Annotated in this window: 23 protein-coding genes; 8 read left to right on the top strand and 15 right to left on the bottom strand. The window is 63.3% G+C overall.

Annotation, left to right across the window (positions count from 1 at the left end):
- Positions 1–4: 4 nt before the first annotated feature.
- The 6 genes from ffh to GC125_RS02740 form a co-directional block, all read right to left on the bottom strand.
- Positions 5–1585: a signal recognition particle protein gene (ffh, locus tag GC125_RS02760; protein ID WP_151983900.1), complete on the bottom strand. Its 1581-nt coding sequence runs from the start codon at positions 1583–1585 to the stop codon at positions 5–7.
- Between the two features lie 244 nt (positions 1586–1829).
- The gene (locus GC125_RS02755; RefSeq protein ID WP_151983898.1) at positions 1830–2312 is read right to left on the bottom strand and encodes a hypothetical protein; all 483 of its coding nucleotides are present in this window, start codon (positions 2310–2312) and stop codon (positions 1830–1832) included.
- Positions 2313–2563: 251 nt separating this feature from the next.
- Positions 2564–3925 carry a sigma-54-dependent transcriptional regulator gene (locus GC125_RS02750; RefSeq protein WP_151983896.1) on the bottom strand — a complete coding sequence of 454 codons (1362 nt, stop codon included), beginning with the start codon at positions 3923–3925 and terminating at the stop codon, positions 2564–2566.
- Positions 3904–5196 carry a sensor histidine kinase gene (locus tag GC125_RS02745; protein ID WP_151983894.1) on the bottom strand — a complete coding sequence of 431 codons (1293 nt, stop codon included), beginning with the start codon at positions 5194–5196 and terminating at the stop codon, positions 3904–3906. The genes GC125_RS02750 and GC125_RS02745 overlap by 22 nt, the downstream gene beginning before the upstream one ends.
- Before the next feature lie 9 nt (positions 5197–5205).
- Positions 5206–5370, bottom strand: coding sequence for a hypothetical protein (locus GC125_RS19890; RefSeq protein WP_199864407.1), 165 nt, complete (start codon positions 5368–5370; stop codon positions 5206–5208).
- A 95-nt stretch (positions 5371–5465) separates the two neighbouring features.
- Positions 5466–5996: a MarR family winged helix-turn-helix transcriptional regulator gene (locus GC125_RS02740; RefSeq protein WP_151983893.1), complete on the bottom strand. Its 531-nt coding sequence runs from the start codon at positions 5994–5996 to the stop codon at positions 5466–5468.
- 175 nt (positions 5997–6171) lie between these two features.
- Between GC125_RS02740 and GC125_RS02735 the strand changes: the two genes are divergently transcribed.
- From GC125_RS02735 to GC125_RS02715, 5 genes are all read left to right on the top strand, one after another.
- A complete protein-coding gene (locus GC125_RS02735) occupies positions 6172–7209 on the top strand; it encodes an MBL fold metallo-hydrolase (RefSeq protein WP_502706031.1) in 1038 nt (345 codons plus the stop codon).
- 70 nt (positions 7210–7279) lie between these two features.
- Positions 7280–8170 carry a diaminopimelate epimerase gene (gene dapF, locus GC125_RS02730; protein ID WP_286165336.1) on the top strand — a complete coding sequence of 297 codons (891 nt, stop codon included), beginning with the start codon at positions 7280–7282 and terminating at the stop codon, positions 8168–8170.
- The gene (mtaB, locus tag GC125_RS02725) at positions 8167–9447 is read left to right on the top strand and encodes a tRNA (N(6)-L-threonylcarbamoyladenosine(37)-C(2))-methylthiotransferase MtaB (protein WP_151983891.1); all 1281 of its coding nucleotides are present in this window, start codon (positions 8167–8169) and stop codon (positions 9445–9447) included. Before dapF ends, mtaB begins: the two co-directional genes overlap by 4 nt.
- Positions 9448–9481: 34 nt before the next feature.
- Positions 9482–10912, top strand: coding sequence for a signal recognition particle-docking protein FtsY (gene ftsY, locus GC125_RS02720; RefSeq protein WP_151983889.1), 1431 nt, complete (start codon positions 9482–9484; stop codon positions 10910–10912).
- A 78-nt stretch (positions 10913–10990) separates the two neighbouring features.
- Entirely contained in the window at positions 10991–11668 is a 678-nt protein-coding gene (locus GC125_RS02715; RefSeq protein WP_151983887.1) for a septation protein A, read from the top strand.
- A 6-nt stretch (positions 11669–11674) separates the two neighbouring features.
- On the opposite strand, the gene GC125_RS02710 is transcribed toward GC125_RS02715, so the two are convergent.
- From GC125_RS02710 to ccmA, 5 genes are read right to left on the bottom strand one after another with little or no spacing between them, the layout of a single operon-like run.
- Positions 11675–12292, bottom strand: coding sequence for a DsbE family thiol:disulfide interchange protein (locus GC125_RS02710; protein WP_151983885.1), 618 nt, complete (start codon positions 12290–12292; stop codon positions 11675–11677).
- Positions 12289–12459: a heme exporter protein CcmD gene (gene ccmD, locus GC125_RS02705; RefSeq protein ID WP_151983883.1), complete on the bottom strand. Its 171-nt coding sequence runs from the start codon at positions 12457–12459 to the stop codon at positions 12289–12291. The genes GC125_RS02710 and ccmD overlap by 4 nt, the downstream gene beginning before the upstream one ends.
- A 9-nt stretch (positions 12460–12468) precedes the next feature.
- On the bottom strand, positions 12469–13221 hold the full coding sequence (locus GC125_RS02700; RefSeq protein WP_151983881.1) for a heme ABC transporter permease: 753 nt from the start codon (positions 13219–13221) through the stop codon (positions 12469–12471).
- A gap of 47 nt (positions 13222–13268) precedes the next feature.
- Positions 13269–13928: a heme exporter protein CcmB gene (ccmB, locus tag GC125_RS02695; RefSeq protein WP_151983879.1), complete on the bottom strand. Its 660-nt coding sequence runs from the start codon at positions 13926–13928 to the stop codon at positions 13269–13271.
- Positions 13925–14545, bottom strand: a complete 621-nt coding sequence (ccmA, locus tag GC125_RS02690; protein WP_151987468.1) for a heme ABC exporter ATP-binding protein CcmA — start codon at positions 14543–14545, stop codon at positions 13925–13927. Before ccmA ends, ccmB begins: the two co-directional genes overlap by 4 nt.
- A gap of 299 nt (positions 14546–14844) precedes the next feature.
- Between ccmA and acnA the strand changes: the two genes are divergently transcribed.
- The 3 genes from acnA to GC125_RS02675 all read left to right on the top strand — a co-directional run bounded on the left by acnA (position 14845) and on the right by GC125_RS02675 (position 19244).
- Complete coding sequence (acnA, locus tag GC125_RS02685) at positions 14845–17535, top strand: aconitate hydratase AcnA (RefSeq protein ID WP_151987466.1); 2691 nt, start codon at positions 14845–14847, stop codon at positions 17533–17535.
- A gap of 211 nt (positions 17536–17746) precedes the next feature.
- Entirely contained in the window at positions 17747–18499 is a 753-nt protein-coding gene (locus GC125_RS02680; protein ID WP_151983877.1) for a DUF1223 domain-containing protein, read from the top strand.
- A gap of 373 nt (positions 18500–18872) precedes the next feature.
- On the top strand, positions 18873–19244 hold the full coding sequence (locus GC125_RS02675) for a DUF2794 domain-containing protein (RefSeq protein ID WP_151983875.1): 372 nt from the start codon (positions 18873–18875) through the stop codon (positions 19242–19244).
- Between the two features lie 21 nt (positions 19245–19265).
- Here the strand turns inward: GC125_RS02675 and GC125_RS02670 are convergent, their stop codons facing one another.
- The 4 genes from GC125_RS02670 to GC125_RS02655 all read right to left on the bottom strand — a co-directional run bounded on the left by GC125_RS02670 (position 19266) and on the right by GC125_RS02655 (position 24207).
- Positions 19266–19835, bottom strand: a complete 570-nt coding sequence (locus GC125_RS02670; protein WP_151983873.1) for a GNAT family N-acetyltransferase — start codon at positions 19833–19835, stop codon at positions 19266–19268.
- A 139-nt stretch (positions 19836–19974) separates the two neighbouring features.
- Entirely contained in the window at positions 19975–20709 is a 735-nt protein-coding gene (locus GC125_RS02665) for a Bax inhibitor-1/YccA family protein (RefSeq protein ID WP_151983871.1), read from the bottom strand.
- Between the two features lie 208 nt (positions 20710–20917).
- A complete protein-coding gene (locus tag GC125_RS02660; protein ID WP_151983869.1) occupies positions 20918–23488 on the bottom strand; it encodes an ABC transporter permease in 2571 nt (856 codons plus the stop codon).
- The gene (locus GC125_RS02655) at positions 23485–24207 is read right to left on the bottom strand and encodes an ABC transporter ATP-binding protein (RefSeq protein ID WP_151983867.1); all 723 of its coding nucleotides are present in this window, start codon (positions 24205–24207) and stop codon (positions 23485–23487) included. Before GC125_RS02655 ends, GC125_RS02660 begins: the two co-directional genes overlap by 4 nt.
- Between the last annotated feature and the right edge of the window lie 69 nt (positions 24208–24276).

Here is a 24276-nt window from a genome sequence, read left to right as displayed (position 1 = left end):
CCCCTCACTTCTTCCGTCCGGGCAGGCCCGGGAGCCCGCCGAGGCCGGGCAGACGCGGGCCGCCAAGCCCGGGCAGTCCGCCACCGCCCATTCCACCCATGCCGCCCATGCCCTTGCCGAGACCGGCGGCTTCGGCCTGCTTCTGCAGGGCTTCGAGCTGCTTCGGGTCCATCTTGGAAAGGTCGGGCATTCCGCCGCCCATCATGCCGCCTGGACCGCCGAGACCACCGCCCATGCCGCCACCGAGGCCGCCCATCATCTTGCCGAAGATGCCGGCCTTCTTGCCCTTGCCGCCCATGGCTTTCATCATGTCCGCCATCTGGCGATGCATTTTGAGAAGCTTGTTGATGTCGGCGGCGTTGGTGCCGGAGCCGGCCGCGATGCGCTTCTTGCGGCTGTGCTTCAAAATATCGGGATTGGCGCGCTCAGTCGGGGTCATCGACGAGATGATCGCCTGCTGGCGACCGAAGATCTTGTCGTCAAACCCGGCGGCAGCCATCTGGTCTTTCATCTTCCCCATGCCTGGCATCATGCCCATGATGCCGCCCATGCCGCCCATCTTGGACATCTGCTTGAGCTGATCGGAAAGGTCGTTCAGGTCGAATTTGCCGGCCTTCATCCGGTCGGCCATCGCCTGGGCTTTTTCCTGGTCGATGGTTTCGGCAGCGCGCTCGACCAGCGAGACGATGTCGCCCATGCCGAGAATGCGGTCGGCGACACGGCGGGGGTGGAATTCCTCCAGCGCGTCCATCTTTTCGCCGACACCGATCAGCTTGATCGGCTTGCCGGTGACGGCACGCATGGAAAGTGCAGCACCGCCGCGGCCATCGCCGTCCATGCGGGTCAGCACGAGGCCGGTGATGCCGACGCGCTCGTCGAAGTTGCGTGCCAGATTGACGGCGTCCTGACCGGTCAGCGCATCGGCGACCAGCAGGATTTCATGCGGGTTGGCCTTGGTCTTGATGGTCGCCATCTCGACCATCAGCGGCTCGTCGATATGCGTGCGGCCGGCGGTATCGAGGATGACGACGTCATGGCCGCCGAGACGGGCCGCCTGGACTGCACGCGATGCGATATCGGTCGGCGACTGGCCCGGAATGATCGGCAACGTGTCGACGCCGGTCTGCTCGCCGAGCTGCTTCAGCTGCTCCTGGGCGGCCGGGCGACGCGTGTCGAGCGACGCCATCAGGACCTTCTTCTTGTCCCGCTTCGTCAACCGGCTGGCGATCTTGCCCGATGTGGTCGTCTTGCCCGAACCCTGAAGGCCGACCATCATGATGACGACGGGTGCGGGCGCATTGAGATCGAGCGTGACGCCTTCGGAGCCGAGCATGGCGACCAGCTCGTCATGCACGATCTTGACGACCATCTGGCCAGGCTTGATCGACTTGACGATCTCGGCGCCGACGGCCTTCTCGCGGACACGATCGATAAAATCGCGCGCCACTTCCAGCGCTACGTCGGCTTCCAGAAGCGCACGGCGCACCTCGCGCAACGCTGCCTGGACATCCTTGTCGGACAGCGCGCCACGGCCTGTCAGGCCGTTCAGAATGAAGCCCAGGCGATCCTGGAGATTATCGAACATTGCTCAGTCCTCGGAACCATCGAAACAGGGAAGCCTCGAAGGTCGTTATGTCCGCACCCGAATGCAAGCCAAAGCACGAAAGCACCCGAGGGCGCATCGCGCTGTCGGGTGTTGACCTCCGGGCTCTCTTTATACCTTGACGGGTCCCGGTCGGCGGCTTCGAAGCTTACGCTCGTCGCATGGAATTGCGCCGCTTCAACAGGATATGGCTGCGAAAGTCAAGTCTTGCCCTGCACTGCCCCTGTCAGTGCCGCCCCGACTGCTCCGTGCCCGAGCGCGACAGACAGTCGGTGATCGCATCATCCACATGGGCGAGGCTGTCCTGCAGACGTCGCCGCAACAGGGCCAGATCCTGCAGCAATTCTTCCGGCGGCTCGTTGAAGGCAAGTTCCAGTGCCTCCCGGATCATTTCGTCAACCGGCCTCATCGCCAGCCGGCCTTCGGCGAACATCAGCTCCAGCACGCCCTCGGAGGCTTTCATCGGACATGGCGAGACATCTCCACGCGTATCGGTCATGACCGTGAATTCCTGGTGAGCGAAAACGGCGCTTTCGACGCATTCCTGCGACAACGGAACGACCTCACCGCAAATATTGCCATCCGCGTCAATGAAACCCGCCTGGTAGCGGCATGAGCCATCGGGATGCGGGTCGACCCGGAGGAATGCTGACATGGCGGTGCCGGTGTTTTCGCTCATCAACGCTGCGTCCCGAATCTGCATCCGCATTGCCGTCGATCCTTCCGGTTGCGTGCGAGCTGCGCACGTGGTGACATTTGCCGTCGGACCAGCGCCCAACGACGAGATGCGGGCCGATAGGAAGTTTGGACCGCCGATCGAAGGCTTCCGCGGGCCGTCAATCATCCAATCACCCAGATTTGAATGAGCAAAGTCCGTGCCAGAGCGGCATCGCCGATGCAGCAACGGTAAATCGCCTGGCGACTGGAAGAACTGTCAAGCATGATGACAGCGCCTGTCCTTCAACCGGACGGTTCGCTCTGTTCGATGCCATAGCGCGCCATCTTGGCGTAGAGCTGCTGGCGGTGGATCCCAAGAGTGCGCGCCGCAGCAGAGCGATTGCCCTGGGCTTCACTTAAAGCCTTGCGGATCATCGCGATCTCAAGCCGTTCGATCGCCCCGGCGAGATCGCCGCTCAGCCATTCCGGCCCTACGACGGACTTTGTTCCCGGCGCATCCAGTACGAGTTCCGTCGCGTCGATCGTGGTGCCCTGCCCCAGAACCATCGCGCGCTCCAGAACGTTGCGCAGTTCGCGCACATTGCCTGGAAACGGATGCGCAAGGAGCCGCGCGGCAGCCGCTGGAGTCAGGTGCTTGCGCATGCCGCCGCGGGCGGCCCGTGCAAGAAAATACTCGGCAAGCGGCACGATATCGGCCAGCCGCTCCCTGAGCGGCGGCAGGACGATCGGCACCACGTTCAGGCGGTAATAGAGATCGGCACGAAACGCGCCTGAATCGACCAACTGAGGCAAGTCGCGGTGGGTGGCGGCGACCAGACGGACATCGACCCGTTGCGGCCGCCCACCTACTGGGGTGACGATGCCATCTTGCAGAACCCGCAACAACTTGGCCTGGGTTGAAAGTGGCATGTCGCCGATTTCGTCGAGTAGAAGCGTACCGCCATCGGCATCGCGAAAGGCACCCGGGCGGTCGGCGACCGCACCGGTAAAGGCGCCTTTAACGTGGCCGAAAAGTTCACTCTCCAGCAGGTCGACTGGAATTGCCGCTGCATTGATCGCCACGAAGGGCCGCTCGCGCCGAGCAGGCGCATGGCGATGCAAAGCGCGGGCGATCATCTCCTTGCCCGTCCCCGTCTCGCCCAGCACAAGAACCGTCGCGTCACTCGCGGCGGACAACCCGATGAGCTTTTGCACCCGATGCATGGCGTCGCTGACGCTGATGAAGCTTTCCTCCTCCGCATCTTCGACCGTCGGACGTGGCATCGATGCCGGTTGCGAGATCATGCGCGTGAGGAGATGGGCGAGATCGGCCCGGCCGATCGGCTTGGTCAGATGGTCGAACGCGCCAAGGCGCATGGCCTCGATCGTGTTTTCAGCGCTTGCGAAAGCTGTCAGCACCGTCACCGGCGGGGGCGAGGCCAAGGCTTGGATCCTTCGCAGTGTCTCAATCCCGTCCAGTTGACCGGGCATGCGCATATCCAGAAGCACTGCCCGGACAACGGTTGCCGAAACCGCAAGCGCTGCCAATGCCGCTTCTCCGTTGTCGACGCCGATCGCTGCATGACCGAGACCGACGACCGTTTCCACGAGCCCTTCGCGCAGGGCCGCGTCGTCATCGACGATCAGTATTGTCGCCCGATCCATGGCAGCTCCAGTTCAAAGAGCACAGGGTCTTCCACCGCCGCCAGAACCACGGTGCCCCCATGTGCCAACGCAATTTCACGCACGATGGCGAGCCCGAGACCCGTGCCGTCAAGCCGGCCGGTGACGAATGGCTCGAACAGCTTTTCCCGCAAGGCGGGATCGACGCGCGCGCCGTCGTTGCCGACGACGAAAAGCAGTTTGCCGCCGCGATCGAGCGCTTCGATCCAGATCGCGCGACCGGCAGGCGTATGCTGGATGGCATTGACCAAAAGGTTCTCCAGTCCGCTCACGATCTGGTCGGCATCCAGCTGGGCGACCGCCCCGTTTGATAGAGAAGGCGAAACGCGGGTCGTCAGCCGAATGCCCTGAGCTTCCGCTCGGACGCCGACTGCCTCGATGCAACGCTGGATGATGGCCGTGATCTCGACGGAAGCGCGGCGCGGTTCTCCGCGCTGAGTCATCGACAGGAGGTCGCGCAAGAGCGCGTCGAGCCTTGCGATCTGCTGCACGATGGCGTCGAACGCGACATCTTTTCGCGAGACGTCGGCGGCTGCGAGGCCATTTTCAGCTTTCAGCCGCATCGCCGCGATCGGATTGCGTATTTCGTGGGCCATGCCGGCGGCGAGCCGCCCAGCGACCGCATAACGCTCGGCCGTGGCGGCTCGGTCGCGGGCATCGGCCAATCTGTTGCGGGCTCGGTTGAGCGTGCCGACCAAGCGGTCAAGCTCGTATTCGCCTGTTTCCGGCAGTACCGGCAGATCACCCGTATCGCGTTCCTCCGCCAGCGCCTTCTCAAGTGAGGCAATCCGCCTCGACCATGTCCAAATGACACGACCCAGTAGAATGGCGGACAAAATCATTACGCCGGCAAGCAATCCAAGCCCGACCAGCAAGGTTTGGTAAGCGGCGCTGCCCGCCGAATGAACACGCGTCATCGTCCATGCGGTTATCGCCGGCAACGGTCCAGCCATCGGGCAGGCGGCAAGCAGAAGAATCTGTGACGGGTTCGGCAAGCTGACCACGACCGGTTCTGCATCGACGCGCGCTTGGCGGTTGGTTTCGGCGATCGTCGACAACTCCGCGGCCGGCACGTCCGTTTTCGGGCCAGTTCCCGCATAGGTCGGGTATGCGTAGGCGAGCGAGCCCTCGGCAGCGCTCCAGAAGCCGCCTTCCATTCCCTGGACGCGTGCAAGCTCGGCCACCACGATCGATGTCAGGTCCGACCGCAAGGCGGGCGTGACGACCTCGATCTCGGGTCGAGAAGCCAACATGCTGGAATATTATTCGCCCATCTCGGCGCACGCCACGAACATTGCATCTTCCGCGCGGGCCAACTGCACTTCGATCGTCTGACGATAAAAGGCGACGAAAACCACTGCTATCGCCACCGCCGCAGCGAGCAGAAGCAGCCAGACGGCGATTAGACGACCCCTAAGCGATCTCATCGTCCTCATCGTGCGACGATTTCAATCAGAAATTCAAGCAAAACCGGAAGAACACATTTTCCGAGCCGCTGTCGCGGCAAGCCTCTCGCGCCGTGTCAGACAGCGGAGCTGTCGGCAGCGTCCAGCGCCGCCTTATGGTCCGGCAGCTTGGCAATGGTGCTCATGGTCAGCGTGTCGGCCGCGGCAGCCTCATAGGCGGCGGCGACACGGGCCATGACGCGCAATGCGACGATGACCTCGGTGATGTTGATGTCGCCGAGGCGCTGGCGCAGCAATGCCATCTCGCGCTGGTGCACCGTCTCGAACAGGCGCTCGCCTTGCTCCGTCAGCTTGCAGAGATAGGCTCGGCTCTGCCGGCTGGAACGTCTCCGCTCGACCATGCCGAGCTCGATCAGGTCGGTCATCGTGCGCTGCACGAATTGCCGTTTCATGCCGAGCATGCGCGTCGCGGTGGGCACGGTGATCGGCCCGCAGCCATGCAGCACTTCCATCACGTCGCGCTGCGCCACCGAAATGCCGGTGCCGTCCAGTTGCGCTTCGAGTGTGCGCTGGATGTTGAGATGAACCGGCCGGATGAGGCGTATGACCTGGTAAAGCCGGTCTTGCTTATCGAAGCGTGTCTGCATGGCAAATCAAACTAGCAACGGCGTTGCACTGGGACAACTGCACCTTAGGATGTGCTCATAAACTTCCTGTGATCGGAACAATGGCCTAGGCCGTGTGGTCGACGCTTCCCATGCGAGCCCCTATATCCGTCGCATGAAACGTCGACATTTTCTCTCCGCAGCAGGATTAACCGCCATGGCAGCTGCCTTCGGCCTGTTCGGTGTGCGCCGCGCCTCGGCCAATCCCTATTACGATGGCCCCGTCAGCGATCATTTCGACGGAACCTACTTCTTCAATCCGGAGGGCCAGGAACCGGGCTCCTTCATCGATCTGCTGAAATGGCAGTTAGGCGAGACGAAGACGCCCTGGCCCGAGACGTTCGACAGCCCTTTCCCGCCTGCCCGGCCGGATGAGCGCGTCGGCGGTTCCGACCTTCGCGTCACAATGGTCGGTCACGCGACGATGCTGATCCAGACGGCGGGCCTCAACATCCTGACCGATCCCGTATGGTCGGAACGCGCAAGCCCGGTTTCCTTCGCCGGCCCCCGCCGCATCAACCAGCCCGGCATCGCCCTCGACGTCCTTCCGCCGATCGATGTCGTTCTGCTGTCGCACAACCACTACGACCATCTCGATCTCGATACGCTTGCGGCCCTTCACGCCGTCCATCGGCCCTTGATCGTCACCCCGCTCGGCAATGATGCGATCGTGCGCGAACGCGTGGCCGATGCATGGATCGCGGTTCACGACTGGGGAGAAGGCGTCGAGGTCGCACCGGGCATCAATGTTCGCCTGGAGCCTGCGCATCACTGGTCGGCGCGGGGCACGCGCGACCGGCGCATGGCGCTCTGGGCGGCCTTCGTCGTGGAAACGCCGGGCGGCCGCATCTATCATGTCGGCGATACCGGCTTTCATTCGGGCATCAACTACCGCGCGGCAGCGGAAAAATACGACGGCTTCCGCCTCGCGATCCTGCCTTTCGGCGCCTATGAGCCGCGCTGGTTCATGCAGGGCCAACACCAGAACCCTGAGGAAGCGGTGGAAGGCATGCTGCTCTCCCGTTCCGCCCACGTCGCCGGCCACCATTGGGGCACCTTCCGGCTCACCAATGAAGGCATCGAGGATCCGGTGGTCGCGCTCCACGCGGCACTCGACGCGCGGTCGATCTCGCGCGAGCGGTTCCGCCCGATGCGGCCCGGCGAAGTGTGGGACGTCCCGTCAGGACAGGCTTGAGCCTCGCGCACTGGTAATCTCAGGCCGTTTCGGCCATATAAGCCGGCAAGTGACAAGGCTTGATGAGACGATGAACGCCGGCGTTCCCTTCGCCAAGATGAATGGACTGGGCAACCAGATCCTCGTGGTCGACATGCGCGGCCGCGACGATCAGGTATTGCCCGAGGCCGCCATCGCGCTTGCCGCCGATCCAGCAACGCGTTTCGACCAGATCATGGCGATCCACGATCCCAAGCGCGACCTGACCGACGCCTATGTGCGCATCCTCAATTGCGACGGCTCCGAAGCGCAGGCCTGCGGCAACGGCATGCGCTGTGTCGTCCAGGCGCTCAGCGCCGAAACCGGCAAGTCGCTCTTCACCTTCCAGACCATCGCAGGCATCCTGACGGCACAGGAGCACGAGGACGGGCTGATCTCCGTCGACATGGGCGAGCCGATCTTCGACTGGCAGAAAATCCCGCTCTCTGAGGAATTCCGCGACACGCGCATGATCGAGCTGCAGATCGGCCCGATCGACGCGCCGGTCCTGCATTCGCCCTCGGTCGCCTCCATGGGCAATCCCCATGCGATTTTTTGGGTCGACGACGATGTCTGGGGCTACGAGCTCGATCGTTTCGGCCCGATCCTCGAGCATCACCCGCTTTTTCCGGAACGCGCCAATATCTCGATCGCGCAGGTGACGTCGCGCAGCGAGATGACCCTGCGCACCTGGGAACGCGGTGCCGGGCTGACGCGCGCCTGCGGTTCTGCCGCCTGTGCCGCAGCCGTTTCCGCTATCCGCAAGCGCATGACCGACCGAACCGTGACGGTGCATGTCCCAGGCGGCCCGCTCGTCATCGAGTGGCTTCAAAACAACCATGTGATGATGACCGGCCCGGCCGAATGGGAATTCTCCGGTACGCTCGATCCCAGGACCGGGACCTTTAGACGTGACGCCGAGCAGAGCGAGGCCGCCCAATGAGCGGCGTCGATATCCTCACCTTCGGTTGTCGGCTGAACACGTACGAGTCCGAGATCATGCGGCGCGAGGCCGAGACGGCCGGCCTCAACAACGCCGTGCTCGTCAACACCTGCGCCGTGACGTCCGAAGCCGTGCGCCAGGCCAAGCAGGCGATCCGCAAGGCGCGGCGCGACAACCCCCATGCGCGCATCATCGTGACAGGCTGCGCCGCCCAGACCGAGGCGGCGACCTTCGCCGGCATGGACGAAGTGGACGTGGTTCTCGGCAACGAGGAGAAGCTGAAGGCGGCGAGCTACCGCAAGCTGCCCGATTTCGGCGTCTCGGCCGAAGCAAAGGTGCGCGTCAACGACATCATGGCGGTGAAGGAAACCGCGCCGCAGATGGTCGACGCGATCGAAGGCCGTGCCCGCGCCTTCGTTCAGGTGCAGAACGGCTGCGACCACCGCTGCACCTTCTGCATCATCCCCTACGGCCGCGGCAACTCGCGCTCGGTGCCCATGGGCGCCGTTGTCGACCAGGTCCGCCGGCTCGTCGACAACGGCTATATCGAAGTGGTGATCACCGGCGTCGATGCGACGAGTTACGGCGCCGACCTGCCGGGCCAGCCCTCGCTCGGCAAGCTGGTGCGGACCATCCTCGCCCAGGTGCCGGATCTCGCCCGCATCCGCCTGTCGTCGATCGACAGCATCGAGGCTGACGAGCATCTGATGCAGCTGATCGCGGACGAGCCGCGCTTCATGCCGCATCTGCATCTTTCCCTGCAGCACGGCGACGACATGATCCTGAAGCGGATGAAGCGGCGCCATCTGCGCGACGACGCGATCCGCTTCTGCGAGGACGTGCGCCGACTGCGCCCCGACATCGCCTTTGGCGCCGACATCATTGCCGGTTTTCCGACCGAGACCGAGGAGATGTTTGAGAACGCGCTGTCGATCGTCGACGTCTGTGGCCTCTCGCACCTCCACGTGTTTCCCTATAGCCCGCGCGAGGGCACGCCGGCCGCCCGCATGCCGCAGCTCGACCGTTCGCTCATCAAGGAGCGCGCCCGCCGACTTCGGGCAAAGGGTGCCGAAGCCCACCGCGCGCATCTGACGTCGCTCATCGGCACGCGGCAGACGCTTCTGATCGAAAAGCCCGGCCTCGGCCGCACCGAGAACTTCGCTCTGACATCCTTTCCCGAACATCTCGGCCAGCAGGGAACATTGATCGGCGTCGAGATCGTCGGCCATGATGACGGCATCCTCAGCGCCGACATCCGACACCGCTCGGCCGCGTGACCATCCGAACCCCTAAGGGACTGAAAGACAGATTATGGCCTTAGGCTTCGTGAAGCGCATGTTCTCCTTCGGTCGCACGAAGGAAGAGGAAAAGCCGGCCGAAGCGGCCGCGCTTCCGGAAACGCTTGCCCCGCTCGCTCCAACCGAAGAACCCGCTGCGCCGAAGGCCATACCCACAGCAGAAAGCGTGGCAGCGGTCACGCTGATCCGCCGGGAGCCCGTGGAAGCACCCGTGGCACCCGTCATCGACGGCGCGCCCGCCTTCACGCCAGAGACGCTGCATACAGATGCCGCGGCAGAGCCGATCGAGACGCCCGAGCCCATCGCCGAAACCATCGAGACGGCAGGCGAGGCCTCGACAGACCTGGAAGCTTACGAGCCGGAAGAGGATACCCAGCCCGTTTCCTTAGCCGACGAATCGACCGCGACCGCCGATGGCATCGACACCGACCCGGCACCTCTGCCGACCGTCGAAGGCGGCATCCGCATTTCGCGTGGCTCTGCGCCATCGACCGAACTGACCGACATTGCGCCGCCTCAGAAGCTTTCCTGGTTCCAGCGCCTGCGCCAGGGCCTCTCGCGCACCTCGGCGCAGCTGACCGACCAGATCACCTCGATCTTCACCAAGCGGAAGCTGGACGAGGACACGCTGCAGGATCTGGAGGACGTGCTGATCCGCGCCGATCTCGGCATCGAAACCGCCATGCGCGTCACCGACACGCTCGCCTCCGGCCGTTACGGCAAGAGCGTCGATTCCGCCGACGTCGCCAAGATCATGGCAAGTGAGATCGAAAAGGTGCTGGCGCCCGTCGCAAGGCCGCTCGAACTCAATCTCGACCATAAGCCGCATGTCATTCTCGTGGTCGGCGTCAACGGCACCGGCAAGACGACGACGATCGGCAAGCTCGCCTCCAAGTTGACGCGCGGTGGCCTGAAAGTCACGCTCGCCGCCGGCGACACCTTCCGCGCTGCCGCCATCGAGCAGCTGAAGATCTGGGGCGAGCGCACGGGCTCGACCGTCATCTCCTCCAAGCTTGGCGCCGACGCTGCCGGCCTCGCCTACGACGCCTTCGAAAAGGCGAAAGCCAACGGCTCTGACGTCGTCATCGTCGATACGGCGGGCCGTCTGCAAAACAAGACGGAGCTGATGGCGGAACTGGAAAAGGTGGTGCGCGTGCTCGGCAAGCTCGACCCGGACGCGCCGCACACCGTGCTACAGACGCTCGATGCGACGACCGGCCAAAATGCGCTGAACCAGGTCGAAATCTTCAAGAACGTCGCAGGCGTCAACGGCCTCGTCATGACGAAGCTTGATGGCTCGGCCCGCGGCGGCATCCTCGTTGCCATCGCCGCCAAGCACAAATTGCCTGTCTATTTCATCGGCGTCGGGGAAGGTATCGACGATCTCGAGCCGTTCGAAGCACGCGAATTTGCGGCAGCGATTGCGGGAACACCGCTGAAATAGAATGCGTCGGCTGCCACGAATGCGTCGCCTTGGACGTGCAGACAGCAAACCGAGAACAGCAGGATCAAAGAGGCCCGCATGAGCGTCGAACCGATCGAACCCGTGGCACCGGCCAAGAAGGCCGAGCCGCACCCGCTCCTCAAGCTCGTGCTCGAGCTTGGCCCCCTGCTCGTCTTCTTCTTCGCCAATTCGCGCGGCGACTGGCTGGCATCCACGTTTCCGATGCTGGCCGATCTCGGCGATCCGATCTTCATCGCGACCGGGCTCTTCATGGTCGCGACAGCCCTGTCGCTGATCGTGTCCTGGCTGTTGCTGCGCACCGTGCCGATGATGCCGCTGATCTCCGGTGTCGTGGTCTTCATCTTCGGCGCGCTGACGCTCTATCTGCAGAACGAGACCTTCATCAAGATGAAGCCGACCATCGTGAACACGATGTTCGGGGCGATCCTGCTCGGCGGATTGTATTTCGGAAAGTCGCTGCTCGGCTACGTCTTCGACAGCGCCTTCAAGCTCGACAGCGAAGGCTGGCGCAAGCTCACGCTTCGCTGGGGCGTGTTCTTTCTATTCCTCGCGGTCCTCAACGAAGTCGTCTGGCGCGCCTTCTCGACTGACTTCTGGGTCGCTTTCAAGGTCTGGGGAACGATGCCGATCACCATCGCCTTCACCATGGCGCAGATGCCCCTGATCATGCGTCATTCCCTGGAGCCGAAGGAAGAGGCGGCCGAGAAGGCAATGGAGAAGCCGACCGAGGGCTGATCGGGCTTATTGGCGCGCCGCTTCGATCGCCGGCAACAGCTCGGTCAGATAGGTTTCCGGAGAGAACGGGCCGACCTTCTTGTAGAGGATCGTGCCGTCTGGCCCGACCAGATAGCTCTCGGGCACGCCATAAACGCCCCAGTCGATCGCCGTGCGTCCGTTGTCGTCCACGCCGACGGCATCATAGGGATTGCCGAGCTCGCCGAGGAAGCGGATCGCGTTTTCGTTCTGGTCCTTGTAGTTGATCCCCACCACCTGAACATCTTCCTGCGCGGCAAGCTCCATCAGGAGCGGGTGTTCCTGCCGGCACGGCACGCACCAGGATGCCCAGACGTTGACGAGGGTCAGTTGCCCGTCCATCGCGGCATTCGTCAGTGCAGGCACCGGCGTTCCGTCGCGGGTGAGCCCAGACAGTGCCGGCAGTTCGAGCACAGGCGCCGGTTGGCCGACCAGGGCGGACGGGATGACCGATGCGTCGCGGCCCGACAGAAGCTGGCCCAGAAAAACCGCCGCCAATGCACCGAAGATGATGAGAGGCAGCAGCGCGATCAGTCGCGCCCGTCCATTGTTGCGCTTGGCCGGACCTGCAGCCTCGTCGCGCTCCTCGATCGGGGCTTCGCTCATCGGTCGCTGTCACCCGCGCGTTCGGAGCGCCTGCGAATGCCTTGCGCTTCAAGCGCCGATAGCTCTGCCCGACGCCCGCGATGGTCCATGATGACCCACACGACCAAGGCGCCAAGCACGAGGGCGGTGATGGCGTAGGACGCGAAGATAAATCCGAAATACTGCATGATCCCGCCTCAGGCCGCCTGCCGTGCCACTTGGCGGCGCAGTGCCGCGACCCGCCGGCGCCAGATCTCGTTGCGCATGGCAGCCATATGCAGCGTGAAGAAGAGCAGCGTAAAGGCGACCGCCATGACCAGCAGTGGGTACAGCATCGACGGGTGGATCGTCGGTCCGTCGAGCCGAACCACGCTCGCCGGCTGGTGCAAGGTGTTCCACCAGTCGACCGAGAACTTGATGATCGGAATGTTGATGAAACCGACGAGGATCAGGATCGCCGAGAGCCGCGCCGACTTCGTCGGATCGTCCATCGCCCGCTGCAGGGCGATCAGCCCGAGATACATGAGAAGCAGCACGAAAACCGATGTCAGCCGCGCATCCCACACCCACCAGGTGCCCCACATGGGCTTGCCCCAGAGCGAACCGGTGATGAGCGCCAGAACGGTGAAAGCAGCGCCGATCGGTGCTGCGGCGCGCGCCGAGACATCCGCAAGCGGGTGACGCCAGACGAGCGTGCCGATCGCCGAGGCAGCCATCACCGTGTAGCACATCATCGCAAGCCAGGCCGAAGGCACGTGGACGAACATGATGCGGATGGTGGCACCTTGCTGATAATCCTCAGGCGCCTGGAAGCTCATCCAAAGCCCGACGGCGAACGAAATAACCGTCAGGGCCACGAGCCATGGCAACAATCGCCCCGCCAGGGCAAGAAACCGGGTGGGGTTCGCCAGATCGCCGATGCGTCCGATGGATAGGCTCGTGTCGCTCATTCCTGAAACTCATATCGCGGATCGTGACAGGCAGCAACGCGCCCGGCTCAGTCGGTTGATGCGCGCAATGCCGCAGCGGCGGCAAGGGGCCCGAGCACGGCAAAGAACAACGTGATCGCAGCAAGAATGAGGAAAGGCGGCATGAAAGGCGCCGGCTCTTCCACCGCCGCATAGATGGCGCTCACCCCGAAAACGAGCACGGGTACCGTCAGTGGCAGGACGAGGATGGAGACGAGAAGCCCGCCCCGGGGCAGCGACACGGCGACAGCCGCTCCGACAGCCCCGATGAAGGTGATAGCCGGCGTGCCGACGGCGAGCGTAAGGGTCGCAGCCCCGATCGCCAGCGGCTCGACATTCATGAAGAGCGCAAGCAGCGGTGCAGCCAGCACCAGCGGCAGGCCGGTTGCGATCCAGTGCGCCAGGCACTTGGCGAAGACCGTGAGGATCAGCGGATGCTCCTGCATCAGCAGGATATCAAGCGCGCCATCCTCTCGGTCGGCCTGGAACAGCCGATCCAGACCGAGAAGCGAGGCGAGCAGCGCGCCGATCCACAGCATCGCAGGCCCAATTCGGGCAAGAAGGTTGAGATCCGGTCCGACGCCGAAGGGCACCACGGCAATCACAGTGAGGAAGAACAGCACCCCGATGAGCGCCCCGCCACCGGCACGTATGCCGAGCCGGATGTCGCGCAGGATTAGCGCTCTCATACGCTCACCGACAGGCCGGCCGTCATGGCGAATTCGCGCTGCGTCGAAATCGCGAGCGGCTGGTGGGTGGCGATGAGGGCGAGACCTCCCGTGCGCAGATGGGCCTCGACCATGCCGCCGAATCGCGCTTCCGAAGCGACGTCCAGCGCGGCGGTCGGCTCATCGAGGATCCAGATCGGCCGATGCGAGACGAGAAGCCGCGCCATCGCGATCCGGCGCTGCTGGCCTGCCGACAAATATCCGTAGGGCAGCGACAGGACCGTTGCGAGCCCCACGGCATCGGCCGCCTCTTCGACGGCCAGAGCCGGAGCAGCCATGAAGCGCTGCCAGAAGCTCAGGTTCTCGGCTACCGTCAGTTCGCGCTTCATGCCGTTGCGATGCCCGAGGTAATGGCAGGCCTCGGCAAGCGTCTCCGCTTCCTCAGGGCCGCCATCCAGCGTCACGGTTCCCGAATCGGCCTTGAGCAATCCCGCGATGACCCGCAGAAGCGTGGACTTGCCGATACCGTTCGGACCCGTGACGATCAGTGCTTCGCCCGTCTCGACCGTCAGCGACAGGTCGGCGAAGATCGGTTCGCTTCCCCGGCTTGCCGTCAGTCTGTCGGCGATCAGCCGCATGCGTTTCCCCTGGGCGAAATTGCCCGTGAGGGCAGCTTGCAGCGACGCTGCGAAAACCTTCGCATTTTGCCCCGATGCACTGGCACCCTTCATAGAAATTATCTATAAGGCCTGCAACCACGCCAGCGGTCGGCGTGATCACCATCCATGCGCCGAACATGATCTGCCAAAAAGGCATTCACGATCACGGGCGGACAGCGGAAATGACCGTACCCGCATCCTCGCGCATCCCTCACGGGATCAAGCGCATAGGCGTTCGCCCGGCAGCTTCGGCTGATCAGACGAAGACGGGGTTTCACTTGTCCAAATCGCTCGACAGCTTCAATTGCCGCTCCACTCTCAAGGTGGGCGACAAAGACTATGTCTATTTCGATCTCACCAAGGCCGAGGCCAACGGCCTCGAAGGCGTTTCGCGCCTGCCTTTCTCGATGAAGGTCGTTCTCGAAAATCTTCTGCGTAATGAAGATGGCCGTTCGGTCACCAAGAACGACATCCTCAATGTCAGCAAATGGCTCGACGACAAGGGCACCGGCGGCAGCGAGATCGCATACCGCCCGGCCCGCGTGCTCATGCAGGACTTCACCGGCGTTCCCGCCGTCGTCGACCTCGCAGCCATGCGCGACGCCATGGCATCGCTCGGTGGCGACCCGCAGAAGATCAACCCGCTCGTTCCCGTCGACCTCGTCATCGACCACTCGGTCATCGTCGACGAATTCGGCACGCCGCAGGCCTTCGCGAACAACGTTGAGAAGGAATACGAGCGCAACGGCGAGCGCTACCGCTTCCTGAAATGGGGCCAGCAGGCCTTCCAGAACTTCCGCGTCGTTCCGCCCGGCACCGGCATCTGCCACCAGGTGAACCTCGAATATCTCGGCCAGACCGTCTGGACGAAGGATGAGGACGGCGAAACCGTCGCTTATCCGGACACCTGCGTCGGCACCGACAGCCACACGACCATGATCAATGGTCTCGGCGTTCTCGGTTGGGGCGTCGGCGGCATCGAAGCCGAAGCTGCCATGCTCGGCCAGCCGATCTCCATGCTCCTGCCGGAAGTCATCGGCTTCAAGGTCACGGGCGCGCTCAAGGAAGGCGTCACCGCCACCGACCTCGTGCTCACCGTCGTCCAGATGCTGCGCAAGAAGGGCGTCGTCGCCAAGTTCGTCGAATTCTTCGGCCCCGGCCTCGACAACATGACGCTCGCCGACCGCGCGACCATCGGCAACATGGGCCCGGAATACGGCGCGACCTGCGGCTTCTTCCCGGTCGATTCCGAAACGATCAACTACCTCACCGTTTCGGGCCGCGACCGTGATCGCATCGCGCTCGTCGAAGCCTATTCCAAGGCGCAGGGCATGTGGCGCGAGGCCGGTTCGGCCGATCCGGTCTTCACCGACACGCTCGAACTCGACCTCGGCACCGTCGTGCCCTCCATGGCCGGCCCGAAGCGTCCTGAAGGCCGCATCCCGCTGGAAGGCATCGCATCCGGCTTCGAAACGTCGCTTGCAGAAGAGTACAAGAAGCCCGGCCAGATCGACGTGCGCTATGCCGTCGAAGGCGAGGACTACGATCTCGGCCACGGCGATGTCGCCATTGCCGCCATCACGTCCTGCACCAACACGTCGAACCCCTCGGTTCTGATCGGTGCCGGCCTCCTCGCACGCAAGGCCGTCGCGCTCGGTCTGAAGACCAAGCCATGGGTGAAGACCTCGCTCGCTCCCGGAAGCCAAGTCGTTGCCGGTTACCTCGAAAAGGCCGGTCTCCAGAAGGACCTCGACGCTCTCGGCTTCAACCTCGTCGGCTTCGGCTGCACGACCTGCATCGGCAATTCCGGCCCGCTGCCGGCTCCGGTGTCGAAGACGATCAACGAAAAAGGCCTCATCGCCGCTGGCGTCCTGTCGGGCAACCGCAACTTCGAAGGCCGCATCTCTCCGGACGTCCAGGCGAACTACCTCGCCTCGCCGCCGCTGGTCGTTGCCTACGCACTTGCCGGTACGGTGAAGAAGGACCTGACCACCGAGCCGATCGGCGAAGGCTCCGACGGTCAGCCGGTCTATCTGCGCGACATCTGGCCGACCTCGAAGGAAATTCAGGAATTCATCCTGAAATACGTCACGCGCGACGTTTACGAGAGCAAGTATGCCGACGTATTCCGTGGCGACGAGAACTGGCAGAACGTCCAGGTTCCGGCTGGCGACACCTACACCTGGGACGATTCATCGACCTACGTGCAGAACCCGCCTTACTTCGTTGGAATGGGCAAGGGCGCAGGCGGCACGACCGATATCGTCGGCGCGCGCGTCATCGGCCTGCTCGGCGACAAGATCACGACCGACCACATCTCGCCGGCCGGTTCGATCAAGGCGGCATCTCCTGCGGGTGCCTACCTCATGGAGCGTGGCGTCGGTGCTGCCGACTTCAACCAGTACGGCACGCGTCGTGGCAACCACGAGATCATGATGCGCGGCACCTTCGCCAACATCCGTCTGCGCAACCACATGATGGGCCCGAACGGCAAGGAAGGTGGATACACGATCCACTACCCGTCGAAGGAAGAGATGTCGATCTTCGACGCCGCCATGCGTTACAAAGAAGAGGGCGTTCCGCTCGTCATCTTCGCCGGCGCCGAATACGGCAACGGCTCGTCGCGCGACTGGGCTGCAAAGGGCACTGTGCTTCTCGGCGTACGCGCCGTAATCGCGCAGAGCTTCGAACGCATCCACCGCGCCAACCTCGTGGGCATGGGCGTGATCCCGTTCGTTCTCGAAGAGGGCACGAGCTGGGCAAGCCTCAACCTGCGTGGTGACGAAACTGTGACCATCGAAGGCCTGACCAAGCTGAAGCCCCGTGAGACCAAGACCGCCCGCATCACCTATGGCGATGGAACGGTCAAGGACGTCACGATCATCAGCCGCGTCGAGACGCTCGATGAGGTCACTTACATGGAAAATGGCGGCATTCTGCAGACCGTTCTGCGCGACCTGGCTGCCTGATATCTCTTGAGGCCGTTTGATGCGGCCTCAAGCTTCGACATCAAAGTGCGCCCCGGATGCAGAATTCGGGGCGCGCGCGTCACTCGAACGTGACTTTTTCTTGATCCGCACGGCCTGTAGCGTTTTTCTGGATTGGAGAGCGCATTGGGAAGCCCGGACGCTTCAGAACCGGGCGACATGCGCCATGGCGTGCGCCAGAATGGTCAAGTTGATGATGGTCAGATCAGAAATTGCGCGCGCATTGGTCCTGGCGTCCCTCGCCTTGGGCCAAGCGTCGTTTCCCGAGTCGCTCGCACAGGCCCAAGAGAAACCCGAGGGCGTCGTCGAGCTGTTCACCAGCCAGGGGTGCTCCTCCTGCCCACCGGCCGACGCCGTGCTTGCGGATCTGGCGGCTGAGGGCAACGTGATCGCACTCGCCTACCACGTCGACTACTGGAACTATCTCGGCTGGAAGGACACGCTCGCCTCACCCGAGAACACGGCCCGCCAGAAGGCCTATGCGACGACCTTCGAACGCAAGAGCGTCTACACCCCCCAGGCCGTCCTCAATGGCCGTGACCACGTCAATGGCGCCTCACGCGGCCATATCGACACCACCCTCTCGGCCATGGAGCGAGACGGCCGTGGCCTCGTCGTCGATGTCGACGTCGCCCACGACGACGACACACTCGTCATCGATGTCGGCGAAGGCGAGGGAAAGGCCCATGTGATGCTGGTCGTATTCGACCGCGAGAACATCGTACCGATCGAAGCCGGTGAGAATGACGGCGCAAGCTACACCTATGTGAACAGCGTGCGCGAAGTTCAGATCGTGGGAGTATGGAAGGGGGACGCCGAGCGTATCACGCTTCCGGATATGATGATCGACGATTGGGACAATCGAAACGGCGCGATCCTGCTGCAGAGGATGGTCGACGACCGCGCGCCGGGAGCCATTATCGGGGCTGCGCTCATCAAATCCTAGGCGACAACCAAATGATTGCCGGTCCGACTAGGCGCCAGCCATAAAAAAAGGCCGCCGTAGCGACCTTTTCGAAAATTGCTTCGGAGAGTTGGCTCGGCCCAGCGGTTTCGAGGGGCTGGGGGGCTTTGAATTCGAAAGTCACCGGACCGAGCCGTCTGAGGCAACGATGACAATCTCGTCTCCAAATCGGGCGGCGTTGCGGCTCAATTGCGGCCAAAAGCTGCTCAAAACCCCGTTTTGGTTCACTTGGTGCGGCTGTCCGTCGCCTTTCGTGATCGGCCTGTTAACGCTTTCTTTTCCTTGCATTTTGGCAATGCGCTGGCAAACTGTCACACGCTTGTCATGGCCAAGGTCGGAAATCCCAGGAGACCCGATGACGGATCACGTCCCAGATCAGGGCGCAACTATCGTCCATATGACGGACTACAAGAGCGGTACCGATCCTCTTCCCGTCACGTTCCATCGACGCGAACTCGATACGATCCTGAGACTGTACGGCCGCATGGTCGCTGCAGGCGAGTGGCGGGACTACGCGCTCGACCACCTGCGCGACAAGGCCGTTTTCTCCGCATTCCGGCGCACCAGCGAGGTGCCGCTTTACAGAATCGAGAAATGCCCGCGCAATGCCCGTCGCCAAGGCGCATTCAGCGTGGTGGCAGCAAACGGTACGATCCTCAAAAGGGGACATGAGTTGGAAACCGTGCTGCGCGTGCTGGACAAGAAACCCAAGCTCGTCCGCGGCTGATCCATAGGGTGGAGTGAGAAGCTAGCGGCCGGCGATGCCGTTCGCGAGCGTTCCTGGATAGCGCGTCAGTTCCGCCGGCGTTTCCTTGCCCTCGCCCAGCGCCTTTTGCATGATCACGGTGTCGAGCCAGCGGCCGAATTTGAAACCGGTGCCCGGCATCGTGCCGATCATGTCGAAGCCACATGAACGGTGGACTCCGACCGATGCCGGGTGGGCGCCACCGATCACCGCAACCATCTGCCGGAATCCGAGCGTCTCTGTCCGAATAAGCAAGTCCTCCAGCAACGCCTTCCCCAGGCCCTGGCCGCGGGCCTCGGGCGCGAGATAGATGGAATCCTCCACAAGCCAGGAATAGGCCGGCCGATCCCTGAAAGCGGACGCATAGGCGTAGCCGATCAGAACGCCCTCGGCGCTCTCTGCCGCGAGATAAGGATATCCCTTGCCCGTGATCGTCGAGAATCGGCGCTGCATCTCAGCCTGATCCGGTGCCTCGAGTTCATAGGTCGCGGTGCCGTTCTCCACATTCTCGCGATAGATCGCGGTGATCGCATCGAGATCGGCGGGCGTGGCGGGACGGATCGAGAAGGACATGGGGCAAGGACCATTGAGTGCGGTGTCGCTCGCCAGATAGCGCAGCTTCGGGGCCGATGCCAGCGCTCACGACGGCGATACTTCAACGAAAAAGGGCGACCCGAAGGCCGCCCTTTCAAACCATCTATCCGTGTTCTGCTTATTCGCGGTTGCCCATGAACTGCAGCAGGAACATGAACATGTTGATGAAGTCGAGATACAGGCGAAGCGCGCCCATGATGGCCTTGCGGCCGGCGGCATCGCTTGTGTCGCCTTCATAGTACATCGTCTTGATTTCCTGCGTATCGTAAGCCGTCAGGCCTGCGAAGATCAGGACGCCAATTGCCGAGATCGCGAACTGCAGAGCGCTCGAGGCAAGGAAGATGTTCACGACCATGGCGATGACCAGACCGATCAAGCCCATGAACAGGAACGAACCCATGCCCGACAGATCACGCTTCGTCGTGTAGCCGTAAAGCGACAGCGCGCCGAACGAGGCGGCGGTGATGAAGAACGTCTGCACGATGCTCTGGCCCGTGAAGACCAGGAAGATCGACGAAAGCGACAGGCCCATGACGGCCGAATAGATCCAGAACGTCGTCTGCGCCGCACCGACGCTCATGTTCTGAATGCGGAAGCTCAGGAAGAAGACGAGTGCCAGCGGGGCCAGCATCACGACCCAGCGCAACGGGCTGGCGTACATGAGTTGCGCGAACGCGGGATTGCTCTGTGCCAGTGCGAATGTCGCATAGGCAGCTACACCCGTGATCGCCAGTCCAAGAGCCATCAGATTGTAGACGCGCAGCATGTAGCTGCGCAGGCCCTGGTCGATCGCAGCACCGGCCTGCGTCCCGGCCGGGGCCGCGCGGGTCTGGTAGTTACGAAGGTCAGCCATAGTTTCCTCTTTCAAAGCCCCGGAAGTGAAACGGTGTCGGGTCGTGTCATCGACCAACCCAGGCGCCGCTGCGGGGCTCCAGCATGCCTGTGGATAATATGAGGTTTCCCAGAGACAAGAGCAAGACCCCCGGCCCCGGGCCTGGCCCCGATTTCCGCGACAGCAACGCTAACCTCCTGCGCCCAATAGTCGCGCAGTGTGTCGAACGTTAAAGATTGCGGAGGATCGGCGCCGCTTTTTGGCCGAGAACCCGCCATGTGCCGGCAAGCCCTATCCCGACAGTCACCACGATCGCGATCACGAGCGTCGATATCGCCACGTCCGGCAGGAAGCTCGACGGCAGCGTCATGATGCGCGAGACGATGTACCAAGCGGCCACCCCGCCGGCGAAAAGCGCGAAGATCGCCGTTGCCAGTCCGAGGATCAGATACTCGTAGGAAAACGCGCGGATCAGCGTGCTGCGCGTCGCACCAAGCGTCTTCAGCACCACAGCATCGTGCGTCCGTGCCCGGTTTCCGGCAGCAAGCGCACCCGAAAGCACCAGGATCGACGCAATGAGCGCCACGGCCGCGGCAGCGCGGATCGCGACGGCCAACTGCTCCACCAGACGATCGACCACGTCGATCGCGTCCTTGACCCGCACGCTCGTGACAGTCGGCAACGCGTTCGTCACTTCGCGCAGGATCTGCCCTTCCGCAGGCGCGTCGAGGCTCGGATCGGTCAGCGTCGCCAGCCAGGCATGCGGTGCTCCGGCAAACGTGTTGGGCGAAAAGACCATGATGAAGTTGATCGACAGCGACTCCCACTCGATCTCGCGCAGATTGGCGATCTCGGCTGTCACTTCGCGGCCGAGCACGTTGACGGTGATCGCGTCGCCGATCCCAAGTCCGAGTTCGCCTGCCTCTTCGGCCGAAAACGAGACGAGCGGGGGACCGTCATAATCTTCGCCCCACCATTCTCCTTCCGTCAGCGTCGTGCCGGCAGGAAGCGTAGGCGCGTATGTGATGCCGCGATCGCCGCGAAGAACCCAGCGACCCTCGGCGTAATCTTCGGGGTTCGGCACCTCGCCATTGATTCCGACGATCCGTCCACGCAGCATCGGGACCGCGTCGACGTCGCCTTCCGGCGCGGCGGCGGAGACGATCTCCCTGAACTGGTCGATCTCGCTCGACTGGATGTCGACGAAAAAGAAATTCGGCGCCCGCTCAGGCAGATTGCCGGCAAGTTCGCGCCGCAGATTGCCGTCGATCAGCGCCAGGGTCACGAGCAGCGCCAGACCAAGCCCAAGCGACAGGACGACCGACGGCGTCAAAGCGCCCGGCCGGTGGATGTTGCCGATTGCAAGCCGAAGCGCTGCGGAATTGACCCGCGGGCTGCGCCTCGCCGCCCACTGGATGAGCACCGCGACCGAGCGGAGAACCACGAAAGAGAATGCGATCGCAGCCAGGAAGATAATTGCGATGAAGCGATCGAACGATGTGAGGATCGCCAGCGCCGCCAGCACCGCCATGGTGACGGCGGTTGCCGCGAGGTAGCGCTTGGCAGGCCAGCCGGCGCCGTCGAAACCCTGGCTGCGGAACAGCGCCGTTGCCGGCACGTCCTGCGCGCGTCCGAGCGGCAGGATCGCGAAGGCCAGTGCCGTCAGAAGGCCGAATGCGGCAGCGAGAGCCAGCGCGCCAGGATGCAACGACACACCACTGCCGATCGGAAGAAGATCGGCGAGAAACGCCGCGGCGATGAACGGCACGATCGCGCCGATCACGATGCCGATCGCAACGCCGATGAGCGCCACGATGCCGATCTGAACCAGATAGACCATGACTACGAAGCGGCTGGACGCACCGAGACACTTGAAGGTGGCGATGACGCCGCGCTTGGAATCCATGAAGGCCCGCACGGCATTGGCCACGCCGACGCCGCCGACGACAAGCGCCGTCAGGCCGACGAGCGTGAGGAACTGCGAAAAGCGCTCGATGTTTTCAGTCAGCTGCGGCGCTGCGTTGGCGCTCGTACGCACCGCCCAGCCGGCATCCGTATAGTCCGCACGCGCTTCGTCGCGAATAGCCTGCAGCTGGTCGTAGGTCGCCGGCTCCGGCAGGCGGACCTTGTAGACATATTCGACAAGGCTGCCGAGCTGGAGAAGCCCGGCCGCTTCGAGCGCTTCGACCGAAACGAGAAAACGCGGTGCGAACGCGAAACCTTCGGACAGAAGATCGGGCTCGTTGGTCAACGAGGCGCGCACCTCGAACGTTTCGCTGCCGAGCGTTAGGCGATCGCCGACGGCAAGCCCCATGCGTTCGAGAAGCACCGGCGCGACGACCGCGCCGTAAGCGCCGTCGATAAGACCATGCCGCGCATCGAAATCGAGCGCCGGCTCGGTGACGAGGGCTCCATAGAGCGGATAGAGTTCGTCCACCGCCTTTACTTCGACGAGCGACTGGTCGCTGCCATCCTCGAGCCTGGCCATGGAACGCAGATTGACGGATTGCGCCACATCGCCGAGGCCTTCGACGAAGGCGAGATCGTCGCCGGTCGCCGGTCGGTTGTCGATCTCGAAGCGAATGTCACCCGCGAGAATGGCCTGGCCTTCGGCCGCGATTGCCTCGGTAATCGACCGCGACACCGAATTGACGCCCGCGATCGCCGCGGTTCCGAGCACGATGCAGGCGAGGAAGATGTAGAAGCCCGACAGGCCGCCGCGCATTTCGCGCAGCACCAAACGGAAGGCCAACTTGAAATTCTGGCTCGAAGCCGCCCGGCTGGTTGTCGCCTGGCTCATGCATAGGCTCCGCGCGCCTGGGCAACCGGCTGTGCCTGACCAAGACCGTCATCGACGATCTCGCCGGAGCGCACCTTGATCTGCCGGTTGCAGCGCGCGGCAAGCTGGGGATCATGGGTCACGAGCAGCAGCGTGGTGCCGCGCTCGGCCTGCTTTGCGAAGAGAAGGTCGGCGATCTGCCGGCCGGTTTCGGCATCCAGGTTTCCCGTCGGCTCGTCCGCGATCAGAACGGCCGGCGACGGGGCGAGCGCCCGTGCGATCGCCACACGCTGTTGTTCGCCGCCCGACATTTCGCCGGGATGGTGCGACAGACGCTCGCCGAGACCGACGGCCCGAAGCTCCCGCTCCGCCACCTCGAACGCATCGTTTCGGCCGGCAAGTTCCAGCGGCACCGCCACGTTTTCGAGCGCGGTCATGTTGGGAATGAGGTGAAAGGACTGGAACACGATGCCGATATGCCGGCCCCGAAAATCGGCAACCGCATCCTCGTTCATCGTGTGCAGCTCGGCACCTGCGATCGTGATCGCACCGCTGTCGATCTTTTCCAGTCCCGCCAGAACCATCAGCAAGGTCGATTTTCCAGATCCCGAAGGACCGACGATCCCGACAGATTCTCCGGCAGTGATCTTGAGGGACATCCGCTTCATGACATGAACCGACGAAGCGCCGTTTCCGAGGGTGAGATCGGCGTCGGCGAGATCGATGATGTGTTGGGTCAAGACGGAAGCTTCCTATATGTCCGGAAATGGCGGCTGCCCCGGCGTCTACGCGACAGGGCCGCAAAGAGA

The sequence above is a fragment of the Rhizobium sp. EC-SD404 genome, assembly GCF_902498825.1.
In the GTDB taxonomy this organism is placed as follows: Bacteria; Pseudomonadota; Alphaproteobacteria; order Rhizobiales; family Rhizobiaceae; genus Georhizobium.
This window is presented reverse-complemented; position numbering and strand designations above follow the sequence as displayed.

Bases quoted from the DNA above. Each gene is read 5' to 3' on its own strand.
- ffh (WP_151983900.1), bottom strand. From the start codon at position 1,585: ATGTTCGATAATCTCCAGGATCGCCTGGGCTTCATTCTGAACGGCCTG.
- GC125_RS02755 (WP_151983898.1), bottom strand. From the start codon at position 2,312: ATGCGGATGCAGATTCGGGACGCAGCGTTGATGAGCGAAAACACCGGC.
- GC125_RS02750 (WP_151983896.1), bottom strand. From the start codon at position 3,925: ATGGATCGGGCGACAATACTGATCGTCGATGACGACGCGGCCCTGCGC.
- GC125_RS02745 (WP_151983894.1), bottom strand. From the start codon at position 5,196: ATGTTGGCTTCTCGACCCGAGATCGAGGTCGTCACGCCCGCCTTGCGG.
- GC125_RS19890 (WP_199864407.1), bottom strand. From the start codon at position 5,370: ATGAGATCGCTTAGGGGTCGTCTAATCGCCGTCTGGCTGCTTCTGCTC.
- GC125_RS02740 (WP_151983893.1), bottom strand. From the start codon at position 5,996: ATGCAGACACGCTTCGATAAGCAAGACCGGCTTTACCAGGTCATACGC.
- GC125_RS02735 (WP_502706031.1), top strand. From the start codon at position 6,172: ATGGCAGCTGCCTTCGGCCTGTTCGGTGTGCGCCGCGCCTCGGCCAAT.
- dapF (WP_286165336.1), top strand. From the start codon at position 7,280: ATGAACGCCGGCGTTCCCTTCGCCAAGATGAATGGACTGGGCAACCAG.
- mtaB (WP_151983891.1), top strand. From the start codon at position 8,167: ATGAGCGGCGTCGATATCCTCACCTTCGGTTGTCGGCTGAACACGTAC.
- ftsY (WP_151983889.1), top strand. From the start codon at position 9,482: ATGGCCTTAGGCTTCGTGAAGCGCATGTTCTCCTTCGGTCGCACGAAG.
- GC125_RS02715 (WP_151983887.1), top strand. From the start codon at position 10,991: ATGAGCGTCGAACCGATCGAACCCGTGGCACCGGCCAAGAAGGCCGAG.
- GC125_RS02710 (WP_151983885.1), bottom strand. From the start codon at position 12,292: ATGAGCGAAGCCCCGATCGAGGAGCGCGACGAGGCTGCAGGTCCGGCC.
- ccmD (WP_151983883.1), bottom strand. From the start codon at position 12,459: ATGCAGTATTTCGGATTTATCTTCGCGTCCTACGCCATCACCGCCCTC.
- GC125_RS02700 (WP_151983881.1), bottom strand. From the start codon at position 13,221: ATGAGCGACACGAGCCTATCCATCGGACGCATCGGCGATCTGGCGAAC.
- ccmB (WP_151983879.1), bottom strand. From the start codon at position 13,928: ATGAGAGCGCTAATCCTGCGCGACATCCGGCTCGGCATACGTGCCGGT.
- ccmA (WP_151987468.1), bottom strand. From the start codon at position 14,545: ATGCGGCTGATCGCCGACAGACTGACGGCAAGCCGGGGAAGCGAACCG.
- GC125_RS02680 (WP_151983877.1), top strand. From the start codon at position 17,747: ATGATGGTCAGATCAGAAATTGCGCGCGCATTGGTCCTGGCGTCCCTC.
- GC125_RS02675 (WP_151983875.1), top strand. From the start codon at position 18,873: ATGACGGATCACGTCCCAGATCAGGGCGCAACTATCGTCCATATGACG.
- GC125_RS02670 (WP_151983873.1), bottom strand. From the start codon at position 19,835: ATGTCCTTCTCGATCCGTCCCGCCACGCCCGCCGATCTCGATGCGATC.
- GC125_RS02665 (WP_151983871.1), bottom strand. From the start codon at position 20,709: ATGGCTGACCTTCGTAACTACCAGACCCGCGCGGCCCCGGCCGGGACG.
- GC125_RS02660 (WP_151983869.1), bottom strand. From the start codon at position 23,488: ATGAGCCAGGCGACAACCAGCCGGGCGGCTTCGAGCCAGAATTTCAAG.